The 15,076-nt window shown below is 63.8% G+C and carries 14 protein-coding genes, 1 tRNA gene and 1 pseudogene; 8 read left to right on the top strand and 8 right to left on the bottom strand.

What is annotated here, in order from left to right; translation table 11 throughout:
• Positions 1-247: 247 nt before the first annotated feature.
• Positions 248-3,031 (bottom strand): UPF0182 family membrane protein, encoded by a 2,784-nt coding sequence (locus tag E4K64_RS19465; protein ID WP_135164956.1) that lies wholly within the window; start codon positions 3,029-3,031, stop codon positions 248-250.
• Positions 3,032-3,576: 545 nt separating this feature from the next.
• Between E4K64_RS19465 and E4K64_RS19460 the strand changes: the two genes are divergently transcribed.
• Together E4K64_RS19460 and E4K64_RS19455 are read left to right on the top strand one after the other, a co-directional pair.
• Positions 3,577-4,047, top strand: coding sequence for an aminoacyl-tRNA deacylase (locus tag E4K64_RS19460; protein ID WP_135164955.1), 471 nt, complete (start codon positions 3,577-3,579; stop codon positions 4,045-4,047).
• A 182-nt stretch (positions 4,048-4,229) separates the two neighbouring features.
• Positions 4,230-4,649, top strand: coding sequence for a CBS domain-containing protein (locus tag E4K64_RS19455; RefSeq protein ID WP_135164954.1), 420 nt, complete (start codon positions 4,230-4,232; stop codon positions 4,647-4,649).
• A gap of 251 nt (positions 4,650-4,900) precedes the next feature.
• Here E4K64_RS19455 and E4K64_RS19450 read toward each other — a convergent pair.
• Both E4K64_RS19450 and E4K64_RS19445 read right to left on the bottom strand, forming a co-directional pair.
• Positions 4,901-4,975: transfer RNA gene (locus E4K64_RS19450), tRNA-Glu, on the bottom strand.
• Positions 4,976-5,032: 57 nt separating this feature from the next.
• Positions 5,033-5,377 (bottom strand): hypothetical protein, encoded by a 345-nt coding sequence (locus E4K64_RS19445; protein ID WP_135164953.1) that lies wholly within the window; start codon positions 5,375-5,377, stop codon positions 5,033-5,035.
• On the opposite strand from E4K64_RS19445, the gene E4K64_RS19440 reads away from it, so the two are divergent.
• The 3 genes from E4K64_RS19440 to E4K64_RS19425 all read left to right on the top strand — a co-directional run bounded on the left by E4K64_RS19440 (position 5,268) and on the right by E4K64_RS19425 (position 8,194).
• Positions 5,268-6,398 (top strand): RluA family pseudouridine synthase, encoded by a 1,131-nt coding sequence (locus tag E4K64_RS19440; RefSeq protein ID WP_430642513.1) that lies wholly within the window; start codon positions 5,268-5,270, stop codon positions 6,396-6,398. The two genes, E4K64_RS19445 and E4K64_RS19440, sit on opposite strands and share 110 nt — an antisense overlap.
• Before the next feature lie 216 nt (positions 6,399-6,614).
• Positions 6,615-7,514 carry an RNA polymerase sigma factor RpoH gene (gene rpoH / locus E4K64_RS19435; RefSeq protein ID WP_126259159.1) on the top strand — a complete coding sequence of 300 codons (900 nt, stop codon included), beginning with the start codon at positions 6,615-6,617 and terminating at the stop codon, positions 7,512-7,514.
• Positions 7,515-7,855: 341 nt separating this feature from the next.
• The gene (locus tag E4K64_RS19425; protein WP_135164950.1) at positions 7,856-8,194 is read left to right on the top strand and encodes a hypothetical protein; all 339 of its coding nucleotides are present in this window, start codon (positions 7,856-7,858) and stop codon (positions 8,192-8,194) included.
• A gap of 9 nt (positions 8,195-8,203) precedes the next feature.
• Here the strand turns inward: E4K64_RS19425 and E4K64_RS19420 are convergent, their stop codons facing one another.
• From E4K64_RS19420 to E4K64_RS19405, 4 genes and pseudogenes are all read right to left on the bottom strand, one after another.
• A complete protein-coding gene (locus tag E4K64_RS19420) occupies positions 8,204-8,830 on the bottom strand; it encodes a peptidoglycan recognition protein family protein (RefSeq protein ID WP_135164949.1) in 627 nt (208 codons plus the stop codon).
• A gap of 34 nt (positions 8,831-8,864) precedes the next feature.
• A complete protein-coding gene (locus E4K64_RS19415; RefSeq protein ID WP_167772121.1) occupies positions 8,865-10,076 on the bottom strand; it encodes a GGDEF domain-containing protein in 1,212 nt (403 codons plus the stop codon).
• A 581-nt stretch (positions 10,077-10,657) separates the two neighbouring features.
• Positions 10,658-11,268, bottom strand: a pseudogene (locus tag E4K64_RS19410) (LysE family translocator).
• Between the two features lie 260 nt (positions 11,269-11,528).
• The gene (locus E4K64_RS19405) at positions 11,529-11,903 is read right to left on the bottom strand and encodes a response regulator (protein ID WP_135164947.1); all 375 of its coding nucleotides are present in this window, start codon (positions 11,901-11,903) and stop codon (positions 11,529-11,531) included.
• Between the two features lie 119 nt (positions 11,904-12,022).
• Between E4K64_RS19405 and E4K64_RS19400 the strand changes: the two genes are divergently transcribed.
• Positions 12,023-12,853 carry an SDR family NAD(P)-dependent oxidoreductase gene (locus E4K64_RS19400; protein WP_135164946.1) on the top strand — a complete coding sequence of 277 codons (831 nt, stop codon included), beginning with the start codon at positions 12,023-12,025 and terminating at the stop codon, positions 12,851-12,853.
• Positions 12,854-12,995: 142 nt separating this feature from the next.
• Here E4K64_RS19400 and E4K64_RS19395 read toward each other — a convergent pair whose 3' ends face one another.
• Positions 12,996-13,802 carry a lytic murein transglycosylase gene (locus tag E4K64_RS19395; RefSeq protein WP_135164945.1) on the bottom strand — a complete coding sequence of 269 codons (807 nt, stop codon included), beginning with the start codon at positions 13,800-13,802 and terminating at the stop codon, positions 12,996-12,998.
• Between the two features lie 160 nt (positions 13,803-13,962).
• On the opposite strand from E4K64_RS19395, the gene E4K64_RS19390 reads away from it, so the two are divergent.
• Together E4K64_RS19390 and E4K64_RS19385 are read left to right on the top strand one after the other, a co-directional pair.
• Complete coding sequence (locus E4K64_RS19390) at positions 13,963-14,490, top strand: hypothetical protein (protein WP_135164944.1); 528 nt, start codon at positions 13,963-13,965, stop codon at positions 14,488-14,490.
• Positions 14,491-14,714: 224 nt separating this feature from the next.
• Entirely contained in the window at positions 14,715-15,056 is a 342-nt protein-coding gene (locus E4K64_RS19385) for a hypothetical protein (protein ID WP_135164943.1), read from the top strand.
• Positions 15,057-15,076 lie beyond the last annotated feature (20 nt).

The following is a 15,076-nucleotide window of genomic DNA, read 5'->3' as shown; positions in this document are numbered from 1 at the left end:
TAAGACGGCACTGTTGGACGTTTTGTTAGACGTTTTCCCAACATGAAAATTGCATTTAGTTTTAAAAACAAAGGCTTAGAAAAAAAGTGGCGGAGGAGAGAAGGGCGTTGTGGCGCACCACTCAGAATAAAACTGCGAACTCTTATGTTGTTGAAGTCGCGATCTGATTTGGAGCGGAGCTCACGCGCCGTGCCGCGTACGCAATTTCCGGGTTGGAGACCGGGCTAAACTTAAGTCGTTGGAGGCCCTAGCGGTCGGCGGAGTGTCGGTTCATTTCCTCCAGGAGCTCGCGCATTGCGTCGAACTGCGTGCCAAAGCCTTTCCAGTCGCCGGACTTCAATCGTTCAACGGCCTGATTGTAGCGGTCGAGCGTCTCCCGGGCCTGACTTGCCGACGGGCGAGTGACAGGCATTTCCTCCTTCGGGCTCGAGACCGGCCCCACCGCGCTAGGCTCGATGAACAGTGCTGACAAGGCCTCGCCGAGCGTCTCCTTCATCACCACATGTTCACCGTAGGCTGCGATCACGCGTTTCAGCTCCGGCAGGTGCCCTTGCTCCGCTCGCAGATAGAGCGGCGTTACATAAAGGATCGAGTTCTCGATCGGGATCACAAGCAAGTTCGCACCGCGTATCACCCGCGAACCCATCTGGTTCCACAGCGTGATTTGTTGGGATATCTCGGTGCTCTGATTGATCCGCGCTTCGATCTGGAACGGTCCATAGACGAGCTTCTCCTTGGGAAACTCGTAGACGATCAGCTTGCCATAGTCGGGCGCGTCGCAACGCGCGGCGAGCCACGCGATCATATTGTCGCGGCGGCTAGGCACCATGGGAAGCATGAGGAAGAACTCGGCCTGCGGCTCGCCGGGCAGCCGCATGATGATGTAATATGGGGCCATCGTCGCAACGCCGCCGCCGCCCGGCTGGCGCGGGAACTGCCAGAGATCTTCCCGGTTATAGAAAACGTCGGCCGCCTCCATGTGATAGCTCTGATAGAGCTGCGCCTGAATCAGGAACAGGTCCTCCGGATAGCGAATGTGCCTCCGCAGATCCGTCGGCATGGCCGAGAATGGCTTTAACAAATTCGGAAAGATACGCCGGTAGGTCGCGGCAACCGGATCGCCAGTGTCCATCAGATAAAAGTCGACGGTCCCGTTATAGGCATCGATGATGACCTTCACTGAATTGCGGATGTAGTTGATATCTTGGTCTTGCGCCGGCTGCGCGGAGGGGAAGTAGGAACTTACCGTGTAGGCGTCCTGCATCCAGAACATCCGCCCATTGCTGATGACCAGATAAGGATCGTGATCGAGCCTCAGGAACGGAGCGATCGTTCGTACCCTTTCCTGGATATTGCGGCGGATCATGATCCGGCTGTCGGTGGTGATGTAGCTTGAGAGCAGCAGGTTAGGATCGTTGAAGTAGTAAGCAAATAGGCCTCTCCACACCATCGCTCCTATCGGAACGCCACCGGTACCCTCATAAGCCGCGTAGGCATTGTCTTTCCCCTTCGGATAATCGAACTCAGGTGCGCTCCCCTTGACGATGACGTAGCTGTCGGGCTCCTCGCCATAGTAGATGCGCGGTTCATGGATCTGGGGGCCTCCGTCCGCCACAGGAGGTATGTCGCGCAAATAGAAGAAGGGCAGCCCTTCGGAGCTCTTGCGCGTGACCGGACTCATCACCGCGCCGGTGCCGTGCGTAAACAGCACGTGTCGATTGACCCACGTCTGGGCATTCGGCGGCAGCAAGGAGGGCCGCAGTTCGCGAGCCGAGAGCATTACGCTTTGGTAGGAGCCATCGAGCCAGTAGCGATCGACGTCAAGATCGTGGAATTTGTAATAAGTGCGGATCTCCTGCAACTGCGCGTAGGTGTCCGACAAGGGCAGCCAGTCCCACAACCTGATATTGTCGATCGTCGCCTTGTTGGCGTCGAGCGTCTTGAAGCTAAGCTTCTGTTCGGCGGCAAACGGCTTGGCTGCGATCTGATCGAGATTGTATGCCTGCCGGGTAAGCGCGATGTTGCGTTGGATATAGGGCCTTTCCAGCTCCAATTCGCTTGGCTTGACGAAGAACTGCTCGAACAGCAAGGGTATTACACCTGACAGCGCGAAAGACCCGATCACGACAAGCAGGAACGCGACGGCAGGAAGCCGGTAGGTGCGCACCCGCAGGTTTGCCCACGCGGCGAACGCCGCGATGACCGAAAGTCCGATCATCAACCACAAGGCCGGCAGCCCCACGTGGACATCGGTGTAGCTTGCGCCGACGACCACGCCGTTATCGCCGTAGAGCAGTAGATAGCGATCAAGACCGTAGGACCAGGCCTTTACCGCAAAGAGAAGACCGAGCAGCGCCGAGCCGTGGGCAATCACCGTCGAAGACATTGATCGGCGATGACTGCCGTATTCGATATCGCCGTGCACCCAGTAGATCGCCGCGGCGAAAAGCGCGCTTAGAACGAGCGCGAGCATCATCCAGTTCTTGATGAGGATGTAGGCGGGCAGCGAGAAGAGATAGAAGCCGATGTCCTTGTTGTAGAGCGGATCGTCTGCGCCATAGGGCACCTGATAGACAAACCGCAAGAGGACGCCCCAATTGCCGACTTTTGCGGCGGCGACAAGCAGAGCGAGCAAAGCTGCCCCGCCTGCGATCAACCGGGGCCACGGCAGTCGATCGCGTACAAGCGCACGCAGATCTGGCGGCGCGCTGCCCGCGAAGTCCCACACCGAAGCGGTGACAAGCTGTGTCGACCGCCGTCGGGCAAAGCGCAGGGCAAACCATCCGTTCAACCAAAGTACGACGGTGGTTCCGGTCCAGACCGCAAGAAAGACGACAGCTTTGGCGCCGATCGTCGTCCAAAAAACCTGCAGATAACCGATCGAGGAAAACCACAGCCAGTCGACCAGGAGGTCGCTCGCGAGCCAGAGCAGGAACAGGCAAATCCCGATGAGGACGGCCGCAACAATGAGCCCGACCACGGCACTTTGCCTTGGTACCTTCCGTTCGGGTCCGGTAATCCCGATCGTCATGGCTTGATTATAGTGGAAATGAGGGACGCCCGCCGCTTGATTCGCGGTCGGGACTCCGCCTCAAAGTGGGGGACGCGGACGCTCGAAACTCGGTCAAAAAGATCGCAGAACGGCGCAAAGGGGCAATTCGAAACAGCTCAAGGCGGCAAGCTCGGCTGATGCAGTCGGCGCTAAATCAGCTATCGAACGACATGGTCAGACTTGGCGGGCCACCCAGACTAGATTGAGAGCTCTTATGTAATTGAAATCGCTGTATAACTTCAACGGCACCTCTCACCTCATGTGATCTCGCATATGCTCAGACGAAGAGCAGCCAGAACCCATTCGGAAGAAGAAGCGCATTGCGGCGCTCGCGTACTCTCTACCACCGACAGCACGCGCATCCCGACTATCTCGCCATGGAGTTGGTCAACGACGACGAATTGCAGCTTGCTGACGGAAGACTTATGTTGGGCCTATAATCAGGCAGCCGCCCATCGTATGGCGAGAGTCTGCAGGGTCGACCTTACGGTGGATGGTTTGCATTCCGCATCGGAGGTAATGCCATGGCCATTGCTCCCACGCTCCAGAAATACCTCGCCGCTGAGAACGTCCAGTACGAGGTGATCCCGCACGAACTCAGCATGACATCCGCTCGAACGGCCGAGGCCTGCCATATCTCGGGCGACCGCCTCGCCAAGGGCATCGTGTTGCGGCGCGACGGCGGATACATGCTGGCCATCTTGCCCGCATCGCATCACCTCCGCCTGTCGGACCTGAGGACAAGCCTCGGCGACAATGTCCACATGGCCAATGAGACCGAGGTCAATCGGCTGTTCAGCGACTGTGCACACGGTGCGGTTCCCGCCGTCGGCAAATGCTACGGATTGGAAATGATCGTCGACGACAGCATCGAGGCACAGCCAGACATCTATATGGAAGCCGGCGATCATGAAACGCTGCTCCATATGGGTCACGCGCAGTTTGCGCGCCTGATGGCCAACGCACCGCACGGACGCTTCAGCGCGCATGACTGAGAATTTTGTAGGCCGCCCATTGCCGCCGTTGCGACCTAGGGCGGGAACTCTGACCGCGAGGTTTCCGTCATACTGTTCCGCAGGGTGGCGGCGAGAGTGTCTGCGCTTGTCTGGTCGGAGTTCGATTGGGGGTGCCGCTGCATTGCATCAACGCACTTGAAACCCACGAACGGAGGCTCGCCATGAAAGTCAAAGACGTGATGCACAAGGGTGTCGACTGGGTCAGCCCCAACACCCCAATCACCGAGATTGCCAAACTGATGCGGGCGCATGACATCGGCTGCATTCCGATCGGCGAGGATGACAAGCTGGTCGGAATGGTGACCGACCGCGATATCGTCTGCAAAGGGCTCGCGAGCCACAGCTTCGATGCCGGCCGCGCGACGGCGCGCGACGTGATGACCGAGGGCATCCATTGCTGCCGCGAGGACGATGACCTCGCCAAGGCGATGCATCACATGGAGAAGCTGCAGGTCCGCAGGCTGCCGGTGATCAACAAGAGCAAGCGGATGGTCGGCATCATCAGCCTGGGCGACGTCGGCCATTCCGCGTCCGGTGATGTGCTCACCGAGACTGTCAGGAGCATTTCGGCGCATCATTGAACTTGCGGCCAGGGCCCCTCTCGCGAGCCCGAGCCACGCGCTCGTCATGCAACCATCGCGCGGCACAGCAGCGACGCCGCGATGTGGCTTGCTTTGCGCCGGAGTGAATGTCAGGGCGAGTTCGCTCGATCGCTTCATCAGCATCAGCGTCGACGCTGCGGCGCGCAACCTATGACCGAGCGAGATCGCGCGGCCGGACGGGGACGCCATCGGCGGGGGTCGCAGAAAAAAGTCGAGGAATATCGCGGATTTGGCGCTCCCTAGGGGAATCGAACCCCTGTTTCAGCCTTGAGAGGGCCGCGTCCTAACCGCTAGACGAAGGGAGCGTGAGGGCTAGCCAATAGCCTCGAAATTTGTCCGCCGCAAGGACCCCGGCGGGCCTTTTACGGCTCATTGGCAAATTTGAGCCGTCCGGCCGGCTTCAGGGTATGGGCATCGAAGGTCCGGATCTCGATCACCCCGCCGAGGTCCACCGTGACCACGAGCCGGTCGCCGGCGGCCCCGGTCGAGACGATCTTGGCGCCCTTGGGCAGGGTTGCGGTGATGTCGCCGACGGGTTCGGCCGCCCTTCCCTCCGACTTGAAAAGGCGGTAGCCCACCGCGATCAAAACGGCGCAGATCGCCAGCGCCGTGGTCAACCCCGCGATCAGCATCATCCGCCGCACCCGCGCGAACAGCGCGGCCTGCTCGGGGGTCGGTTCGGGAACAGCGGTATCAGACGTCGTCATGGAAAGTCTTGGCCCCAAGGGTCTTGGTTCAGCGCAGAGGTTAGAGGTCGTGGTCGCCGGCGACGAGGGCTCGGCCCGGCTCGACCGCGTGCTGGCGGCTCGCCTGCCGGAGCTGTCGCGATCAAGGCTCAAAACCCTGATCCTGGCGGGAGCGGTGAGCCTGAAGGCGGCCCCGGTCCGCGACCCCGCTTATCACGTCGCATCCGGCGATACGATCACAATCGACGTGCCGGAGGCGGCGCCCGCCGAGCCCAAGGGCGAGGAGATCGCCCTCGACATCGTGTTCGAGGACGACGACATCGTCGTGATCAACAAGCCGAAGGGGCTGGTGGTGCATCCCGCCGCCGGCCACGAGACCGGCACGCTGGTCAACGCCCTGATCGCCCATTGCGGCGCTTCGCTCTCGGGCATCGGCGGGGTGCGCCGGCCCGGCATCGTGCACCGGCTCGACAAGGACACCACGGGGCTGATGGTGGTCGCCAAGAACGACATGGCCCACGCCTCGCTGTCGGCGCAGTTCGCCGATCACGGCCGCATCGGCGAGATGCGGCGCGGCTACATGGCCTTTGCCTGGGGCGTGCCCGGCCGGCACCGCGGCACCGTCGATGCGCCGATCGACCGCCATCCGCATGCCCGCGAGAAGATGGCGGTGCGCCAGGGCGGCCGCGAGGCGGTGACGCATTGGGAAATCCTGGAGAGCTTTGCCGGGCGCGACGGCAAGGGCGTGGCGTCGCTGCTCGCCTGCGAGCTCGAGACCGGACGCACCCACCAGATCCGCGTCCATCTCGCCCATATCGGCCATCCCCTGATGGGCGATGCGGTCTATGGCCCGCACTTCAAGACCAAGGCGAACCAGCTCGGCCCGGAGTCGCAAGCCGCCCTCGCCGCGCTCGGACGGCAGGCGCTCCATGCTTACCTGCTGGTACTGGAGCACCCGAGGACGGGAGAATTACTGCACTGGGAGGCGCCTCTACCGGAGGATTTGCTTCTCCTGGAGAGCACCCTGAAAGCGGCGCTATGACGCAGCCGTTTTAAGAAAGTCGTTACATTACAAAAAGTTATAGCTGCCACACGGGGACGTGACGTCAGCAATCCTTCCCTTTTTGCCCCCCGATGGAGTATATTGCGCCTGCGTTGGAATGACCGACGCGGAACATCGCAGCCCGGCCGGCTTTGACACAGCGGTCGTCTGCCTGGCCCGCCGCTATCGGGGGCCTGAACCTTTGGAGGGCGCACTATGGCCCGTACCGCTGCTTTGCCGGTCCTCAATGGAGAATCCGGCCTATCTCGCTACCTCGCCGAGATCCGCAAATTCCCGATGCTGGAACCCCAGCAGGAATACATGCTCGCCAAGCGTTGGCGCGAGCATGACGATCGCGACGCGGCGCACCAACTCGTCACCAGCCATCTCCGGCTCGTGGCCAAGATCGCCATGGGCTATCGCGGCTACGGCTTGCCGATCTCCGAGGTCGTCTCGGAAGGCAATGTCGGCCTGATGCAGGCGGTGAAGCGTTTCGAACCCGAGAAGGGATTCCGTCTCGCCACCTACGCCATGTGGTGGATCAAGGCGTCGATTCAAGAGTACATCCTGCGTTCCTGGTCGCTCGTGAAGATGGGCACCACCGCGAACCAGAAGAAGCTGTTCTTCAACCTGCGCAAGGCGAAGAGCAAGATCAACGCGCTGGACGAAGGCGATCTGCGCCCCGACCAGGTGAAGGTCATTGCCAAGCGCCTCGGCGTCACCGATCAGGACGTGATCGACATGAACCGCCGCCTCGGTGGCGACGCGTCGCTCAACGCGCCGATCCGCGACGACGGCGAGGCCGGCGAATGGCAGGACTGGCTGGTCGACAACACGCCCAACCAGGAAGCCATGATGGCGGAGCACGAGGAGTACGATCACCGCCGTGAGGCGCTGAACGGCGCCATGGGCGTGCTCAACCCGCGCGAACGCCGCATCTTCGAGGCCCGACGCCTCGCCGATGAGCCGATGACGCTGGAAGACCTTGCCGCCGAGTTCGGCGTGTCGCGCGAGCGCGTCCGCCAGATCGAGGTCCGCGCCTTCGAGAAGGTGCAGTCCGCGGTCAAGGGCACGATCGCGAGGGCCGAACAGGCCGCGCTGGAAGCCGCGCATTGAGCGGGGCTTTGCCGCGACAGAGAGATTGGCGGATCGAAAGAGACAGAAAGCCGGCGGCGACGCCGGCTTTTTGTTTGTGGGGATGAGCATCGTTTGGACGCGAAGCCAGCCCACCCTCGCTGTCATGCCCCGGCTTGACCGGGACATCCAGCACGCCGCGGCCCCCGTAGCGGCAGCGAGATCTTCAACGCACACCTCTGGAATACTGGATCGCTCGGTCGAGCCGGGCGATGACAGCGGTGGTTATGGTTCGCCGTCATAGAACCGGCCTGCCTTGAACCCGCGCTGCCAATCGACCGACCCAGAATGATCGGACCGATAGCAGCGAGTGGACGGACGCCGTGTCGATCATTCTGCAATCCACCGTCGGCGGCTTCTCGGCCCAGTTCATCCGCAAGCTGCCGCTGGTCGAGCAGGCGATGCGCGAGCATGGGCTGGAGCCGTCGGAGTTCGTGATTTCGAAGGATTATGCCGGCACGGCGACGATCCCGCTGATGGGCCCGTTCTTCTATAGCTACAGCGTGTTCTTCGGCGAGGAGTCGTTCACCGTCACCGAGCCGAACGACATGGTGTTCCTGGATTACTTCTTCAAGCGCGTGCTGGCAGTGGACGAGCCGGACTTGCCGCGCCGGCCGGGACTGATGGCGCGGCTGTTCGGCTGGATGTCGCAGACGGTGTGAGCTCCGCCGTCATTCCCCCCACATCCGCGCCAGGGTCGCGAGCCAGCAGCCTTCGCAATAGCGCGCGTCCTTGTAGTCGATCCAGTTGTGCGCATAGACGCGGTCGAGAGGAATGTCGTAGCGCGTGCGCAGCACCTTCACCAGGATCTTCCACGCTGCGACCTGCGCCTCGGTTGGACCTGCGGCGACGTCGGGATAATTGCCGGCGAACTCGACGCCGATCGAATTGTCGCGCACGACCTGGCGGTAGGTCGAGCGATTGTCGATGTACTTGTTGTCGTTGCGGTTGGCGCCGTCGCCATGGGTCGGCACCAGGTTTTCGGCGACCGCCCAATAGACCGTGCCGTCGGTCTCGACCCACACCGTGACGCCGCGGCGCGTCGGGGCCTTCGCCTGCGCCTGCGCGCCGCCGCGCGCCGAGCCCGCCGGCCCTTCGGTCTGGTGCACGATGATGTTGCGCCAGGGCCTTGCGTCGCGGACGTCACCCCACGGCGCCAGCCAGACAATCTTCAGGCCGGGAATCTCGGGCGTGCCGGAGGCGCGCGCGAGTTTTGTCGGTTCGGCGTCCTCGGCATTCCCAGGGACGATCAGACAGAGAGCGGCGAGAGCGGCCGCGAGCAGGCGAGCAATCATCATGCGGGTCCAACGGGGACCGCAATCTAGCATGGCCTCAGGCGAAATAGGGCGAGACCTCCCGCGAACCGGCCGGCTCGGGCGACAGCGGCGGCGCCGGATCGTAGACGGCGAAGTCGTTCTTGCCGTTCTTCTTGGCGGCGTAGAGCGCGTGGTCGGCATTGGCCATGAGGCGGTCCGGGAACGCGCCGATGTCGTGATCCCACTGCGCGACGCCGATCGAGATCGCGATCGGGATGTCGTTGCCGGTGCAGGCCTCGGCATCCTGGCGGCAGATCTCGAGCACGCGGCGGGCGATCATCGCGGCCTCGCGCAGGGACGAGGACGGCAGCACGATGCAGAACTCGTCGCCGCCGGTGCGGGCGAGCATGTCGCCGGGCCGAAGCCGGGTCTGCGCCATCAGGGTGAAGTGCTTCAGGCAGGCATCGCCGGCGGCATGGCCGTGGGTGTCGTTGATGGTCTTGAAGCCGTCGAGATCGATCACCAGCAGCGAGAACGGCCGATGACTGCGCTCGGAGCGGGCGCATTCCTCGGTCAGGCGCTGCAAGAGATGCCGCCGGTTGGCGACGCCGGTGAGGTCGTCGAGCAGCGCGAGGTCGGCGACCTCGTTGCGCAGCCGATCCATCGCCATCAGCAGGAAGCCGAAATTGAGCGTCATCGACAGGAACAGCAGAACCAGCACCAGGAAGCCATGGACCTGACCGCCGCCCTGCGCCGAGAAATCGTAGCCGAGCAGATTGCCCGCGGTGCGCACCACGAACATCCCGATGATAGTGAGGATGACGATGGCGGACAGCCGAGCCCCCGGACTGACGCGGCCCTCGGGCGGAGACAGCAACAAGGGTAACGCCAGCAACAGCGGCACTGCCTGGCCGAGCGTGTAGCTCACCATGCGCAACTGCATCTGATCGAAGCCGAACAGGAAGATCAAGATGGCGGCGAGGCTCAGCAGCGTGGTCGCGGACATGAGGCGCCAGGACACCGGCCGGTCGTAGAAGCGCTGGATGCCCATCGTGGCGAAACAGCAGGCAGCGAGGACACCGGCCGCGCCGACGACGGTCGGCACGGGCGAGGCGATGAACAGGCGAAGCAGCGCGGCCATCCCGCCGGCGGCGCCGACGAAGGCCGATCCCATCCAGAACCGCGCCGCCAGGAATTTCGGATACGAACGCGTCACATAGGCCCAGATCAGGCCGAGCGCGAGGAAGTTGACGACGAAGACGGTCCACAATGTAGGCACGTTCAGCATGGCGCGTGCGGCACGCGCAGCGTCGCGCCTCCCGTCCCTGGCAGCCGTCCGTCCATGACCCATCCCCGCTTTCTTGCGGAGACATTGCGCGGGTTGGGCTTAATGGAGTCTCACTGCGACCTTCAAAAGTACGCCTTTGGTTTTGGATTCATGAATGGCGCGGGGCTGTTGTCGGATCGTTAAGTCTGTTGCCGGCGACGGCATCGCCGACGTGGCGAGGCGGATTCGCGCGGCAAAATCATCCGAAAATGCATCTGAGCTGTGGATAACGCGATGACATGGATGTGACAGCGCGGGGCAGAGAGCTGCGAATCTGCTGAGTTTGTCGTCGAGGATGTTGCGAGGCTGGCCCTCCGCCGAGCATCCCTCGAGTCGCGTTTCACCATTAACCCTTAAGAGGATCCTATGGCTAAGAAAGCGAAGAAGGCGACGAAGAAGAAGGCGAAGAAGGCCAAGAAGGCGAAGAAGAAGTAACGAGGCTTGTTCTTTGCCCGGGTGGAGCCTCGCTCCGCCCGGGCGTCGGGTCGGGTTGAGGGTTTTGATGTGGCGGGCGCGAGCCCGCGTTTTGTTTGGCCGGAGGGCTACCGCTCCGCAAACGCCAGCTTGGCGCCGAGTGCGGCAAAACCGGCGGCGAAGCTGCGGCGCAGCCAGGCCATGACGTGCGGGCGGGAGATGACGCGCTCGCGCACCGAGGCGGCACAGAGGCCGTAGACGACGAACACCGCGAAGGTCATCGCCATGAAGGCGCCGCTCAATTCCAGCATGCGCGCCAGCACATGGGCCTCGTCCGCGGCGATGAACTGCGGCAGGAAGGCGAGGAAGAAGATCGACAGCTTGGGATTGAGGATGTTGATCAGAAAGCCGGTGACAACGACGCGGCCGCTCGAACGCTCGCTGATCTTGCCCTCGACCGAAAGCGCCCCGCTCTCACGCAACGCCTGCCAGGACATGTAGAGCAGATAGGCGACGCCGCCCCATTTCAGCGCGGCGAAGGCGAGCGCGCTGGTGTGGAGCACGGCGGCGAGCCCCAGCATCGCGGCACACATATGCGGCACGATCCCGAGCGTGCAGCCCAACGCGGCGGCGAGGCTGGCGCGCGAGCCGCGCGTCAGCGCCGGGCCAGCGTGTAGAGCACGCCGGTGCCGGGCGAGGCGACGACGATGAGCGAGGTGAGCAGGAAGGACCACGACATGGCCGGACCATAGCAGCCCGCCTCGGGGCGCGAAAGCGAGGTCTCAACCTCAAGAACGCGGGCTGAGAACTGCCCTGTCCCGCAAACCAAGCAATTTTGACACCGTCACCCTGAGGTGCGCGCTCTGCTGCGCGCAGCGCTGCAGAGCAAGCCTCGAAGGGCGACGGCCCGGCTGCATCGGGGTCGCGCATCCTTCGAGGCTTGCGCCACGGCGCTACGCGCCGCAGCGCGCGCACCTCAGGATGACGGGTCGAGGAGGATCAGGACAGCTGCGCGAGTTCGGCTTCGCGCAGCACGTCGAGCGGCGCCCAGGGTTTGGCCCAGAACTTCGCACCCTGGGGTAAGGGCTGCTTCAGCGGGCGGCCGGAGGTGACGACGACGTCGAGCCTGGGATTGCGATCCTTGGCGACGTGGGCGAGCTCGACCCCGTTCATGCGGCCGGCAAGCTGCACGTCTGTCATCATCAGGCAGAGCGCGCCGGCGCTCGTCTCGAGCACGCGCTCGGCGGCCTCGGCACTCTCGCATTGGATCACCTGGTAGCCGCTCTCTTCCAGCAGAAGACACAGCATCTCACGCTGCATGACGTCGTCTTCCACGATCAGCGCGGTGGCGGGGAATGGTTGCGCTTGTCCCATCGGCGTCTCCAATGCTCGCTTGCGTAACGCATGTTAAGGAGCCAATACGCCCAGGGTTCGGTTCCATTGTGAAAAAATGTAAAGCATAGTTCCATCTGGGAGACCTGAGGGGGAACATCATGACAGCAATTCGCGGCGCCGCCGCCATCACGGGAGCGGCCAGCGGCATCGGCCGGGCGCTGGCCATCGAGCTTGCGCGGCGCGGCTGCGATCTCGCGCTCGCCGATCGCGACGAGGCCGGGCTGAAGACGGTTGCTGCGGAGATCGGGCGCGACCGCAAGGTCAGCGTCCATCGCGTCGACGTCGGGGAGCCCGCCGATATCGCGCAGTTCGCGGCCGAGGCGATTTCCGCGCATCCGGAGCTCGGCATCGTCGTCAACAATGCCGGCGTGGCGCTGATGGGCTCGTTCGAGGAGATCGACCAGGCGCAGATGGACTGGCTGTTCGACATCAATTTCTGGGGCGTGGTGCACGGCACGCGCGCCTTCCTGCCGCACCTGAAGACCAGGAGCGAGGCGCATATCGTCAACCTCTCCTCGATCTTCGGCATCATCGCCCCGCCCGGACAATCGGCCTATGCGGCGGCGAAGTTCGCGGTGCGCGGCTTTTCCGAGTGCGTGCGGCATGAGCTCAGCGTCGCGGGCAGCCCGGTCAGGCTGTCGGTCGTGCATCCCGGCGGCGTCGCCACCGCGATCGCGCGCAATTCCCGCACCGGCGTCGGCGTCACCGACAATGCCCGCCGCGCGCAGTCGATCGAGCGGTTCGAGAACGCGGCCAGGACCACGCCGAAGGACGCCGCGCTGCGCATCATCAAGGGCATCGAGAGCAACGCGCCGCGCATCCTGATCGGCAACGACGCCCGCTTCATGGATCTGCTGCAGCGCTTCCGTCCGGGCACCTATTGGGCGCCGCTGCAGCGGAAGCTGGAGAGGATGGCGAAGGGGACGTGAGGCCAGGGACGCGATGGCGTCACCCCGCGCGCCGCTGTCGTAGGGTGGGCAAAGCGAAAGCGTGCCAACGACTTCTTACGACGGCGCGAGATGGTGGGCACGGCGCAAGTGCGCCTTTGCCCACCCTACGAGTTCAGCGCCCTCACTGCCCCGCCAGCCGGTCCGCGAAATAGCCGATCGTCTTGCGATACACCACCGCCCTGTTCCACTCGCGCATCGCCTCGAAATTGGCGGTGCCCTCGCCGTAGGGCTGGCCCATCTTGAAGCCGCTCGTGTGCAGGAGGTTCGCGGTCGAGGCGAGCACGTCGGGGACGCTGTGGCGGAGGTCGACATGGCCGTCGCCGTCGAAATCGACGCCGTACTTGATGTAGGACGACGGCAGGAACTGGGTCTGGCCGATCTCGCCGGCAAAGGCGCCGATGAGGTCGCGCAGCGGCAGGTCGCCGCGCTGCACGATCTTCAGCGCAGCGAGCAGCTCGCCCTGGAACAAATCGGTGCGGCGGCAATCATGCGCCAGCGTCGCCAGCGTGCGGACCACCGGCATCTTGCCGATGTCGCCCTTGCCGAAATCGCTCTCCAGGCCCCAGATCGCGACCAGGATGTAGCGCGGCACGCCGAACTGCTGCTCGATGCGCGAGAGCAGCGCGGCGTGGCGCTGGAGCAGCGCGCGGCCGCCATTGATGCGGCCCGGGCCGACGCGGGTCGAGACGTATTGCTCAAAACTCTTGTTGAAGGTGTAGCGCTGGCGGCGGTCGAAGGCGAGCACCGCAGCGTCAGGTGTCACGCCGCTGAGCGCCGCGTTGGTCACGCTCGCCGAGACGCCGGCCGCCTGGGCCTCCTGCGCCATCGCCGCGACGAAGCTGTTGAAGTCGCCGCCGCAGCGCGCGGCCTGCGCCGAGCCGCCGGCCAGACAAAGCACCGACGCGGCGGCGAGAAGCAGTCTCAGCATATGGAGCAATCCCCTAAAGAAACTTGGCGCGAAGCAGCGCGCGGATCATGCCCGGGAAAGCAGCGAGCGTCAAAGCAGCAAGCTTGATCCGCATCAAACCGTCTCACGCTATCTTTCCTAGATTGCAGCAGACAGCAGCGCCCGCCCAGGAGACGCGTCCATGACCGGAATTACCCTGACCGCCGAGCAGATCCGCAATGCGCCCGCAGCGGTGCGGCAATGGATCGAGCAGGAGGTGATCAGCTCGCTCGGGCTTGCGCCGCGCGCGCCCGTGACGATCCCGCCCCAGGCGTCCCATCTCGTCGCCTGCAGCGTGGAGGACGTCGCCGGCGTGCTCGAGCACATCAGGGGCGTGCTGCCGGCGGTCAACGTGCTGCTCGAGCTCGGCCGTCCCGGCATCAGCTTCGGCCAGCCCGCGGTGATGACGTTCCGCCTGATGGACATCCTGCACCACACCCGCCTGCACGACGTCAGCGAGGTCTTCACCTGCCTCGAGATGATCAACCAGGCGCTGATCGAGGTGAAGAAGGATCCTCTCGTTCGGTTCTGCGGCTTCGACAATGAAGGCCATTGCCTGATCGCACCGCAGACGCAAACGAGCATCGCAACGCTGTGGCAGACCATGATGGAACGCCAGCAGGCAGCGCAGCAGCGCGCGGCCGCCGGCCGGGCTGCACCGGCGGCGTGAGGTGAGGCGATACTCTCCCCTCGTCATTCCGGGGCGCGCGCAGCGCGAGCCCGGAATCCATTCCTCCACCGTCTCTGACGCTCGATGGATTCTCAGGTGCGCAATTGCGCACCATAGCTCGCGACTTCGTCGCGCCCCGGAATGACGGACGAGAGAGTTGCCGCTATGATATCGCTGCTAGCGCCGCGCGATCGCCGCTTTCAGCCCGTATGAAGCAATCACCCATGCCCCACCGCCAGCAGCCTCAACCAACCCGCTCCCTGCTCCGCATCCCCCTGTTCCGCCTGCTCGCCATCAACCTCGCGATCGGGGCCTGCGCCGCGGCGCTTCTCGTCGGCGGGCTGCTCTGGCTCAATCCCGGACATCTGCGCGAGCTGATCTTCGCCGACAGCTCGCCCGGCATCGCGCTGGCGCTGCTGCTGGCCTCCTTCCTGATCACCTTCGGCTCGGCTGCGATGGGCAGCGCGATCATGGCGCAGGGGCGGAAGGAGGACAGCGGCAAAGGCGGCGGACACGGATCGCGACTCGCCGTGCAGGAGGTGGCGCAGTGCATACGCACGCAGTGAGACTTGTGCGCGATGGAACT

Origin of the sequence: Bradyrhizobium frederickii (genome assembly GCF_004570865.1) — a bacterium.
GTDB lineage: Bacteria > Pseudomonadota > Alphaproteobacteria > Rhizobiales > Xanthobacteraceae > Bradyrhizobium > Bradyrhizobium frederickii.
The sequence above is the reverse complement of the archived record's forward strand: the minus strand, read 5'-3'. Positions and strand labels throughout refer to the sequence as shown.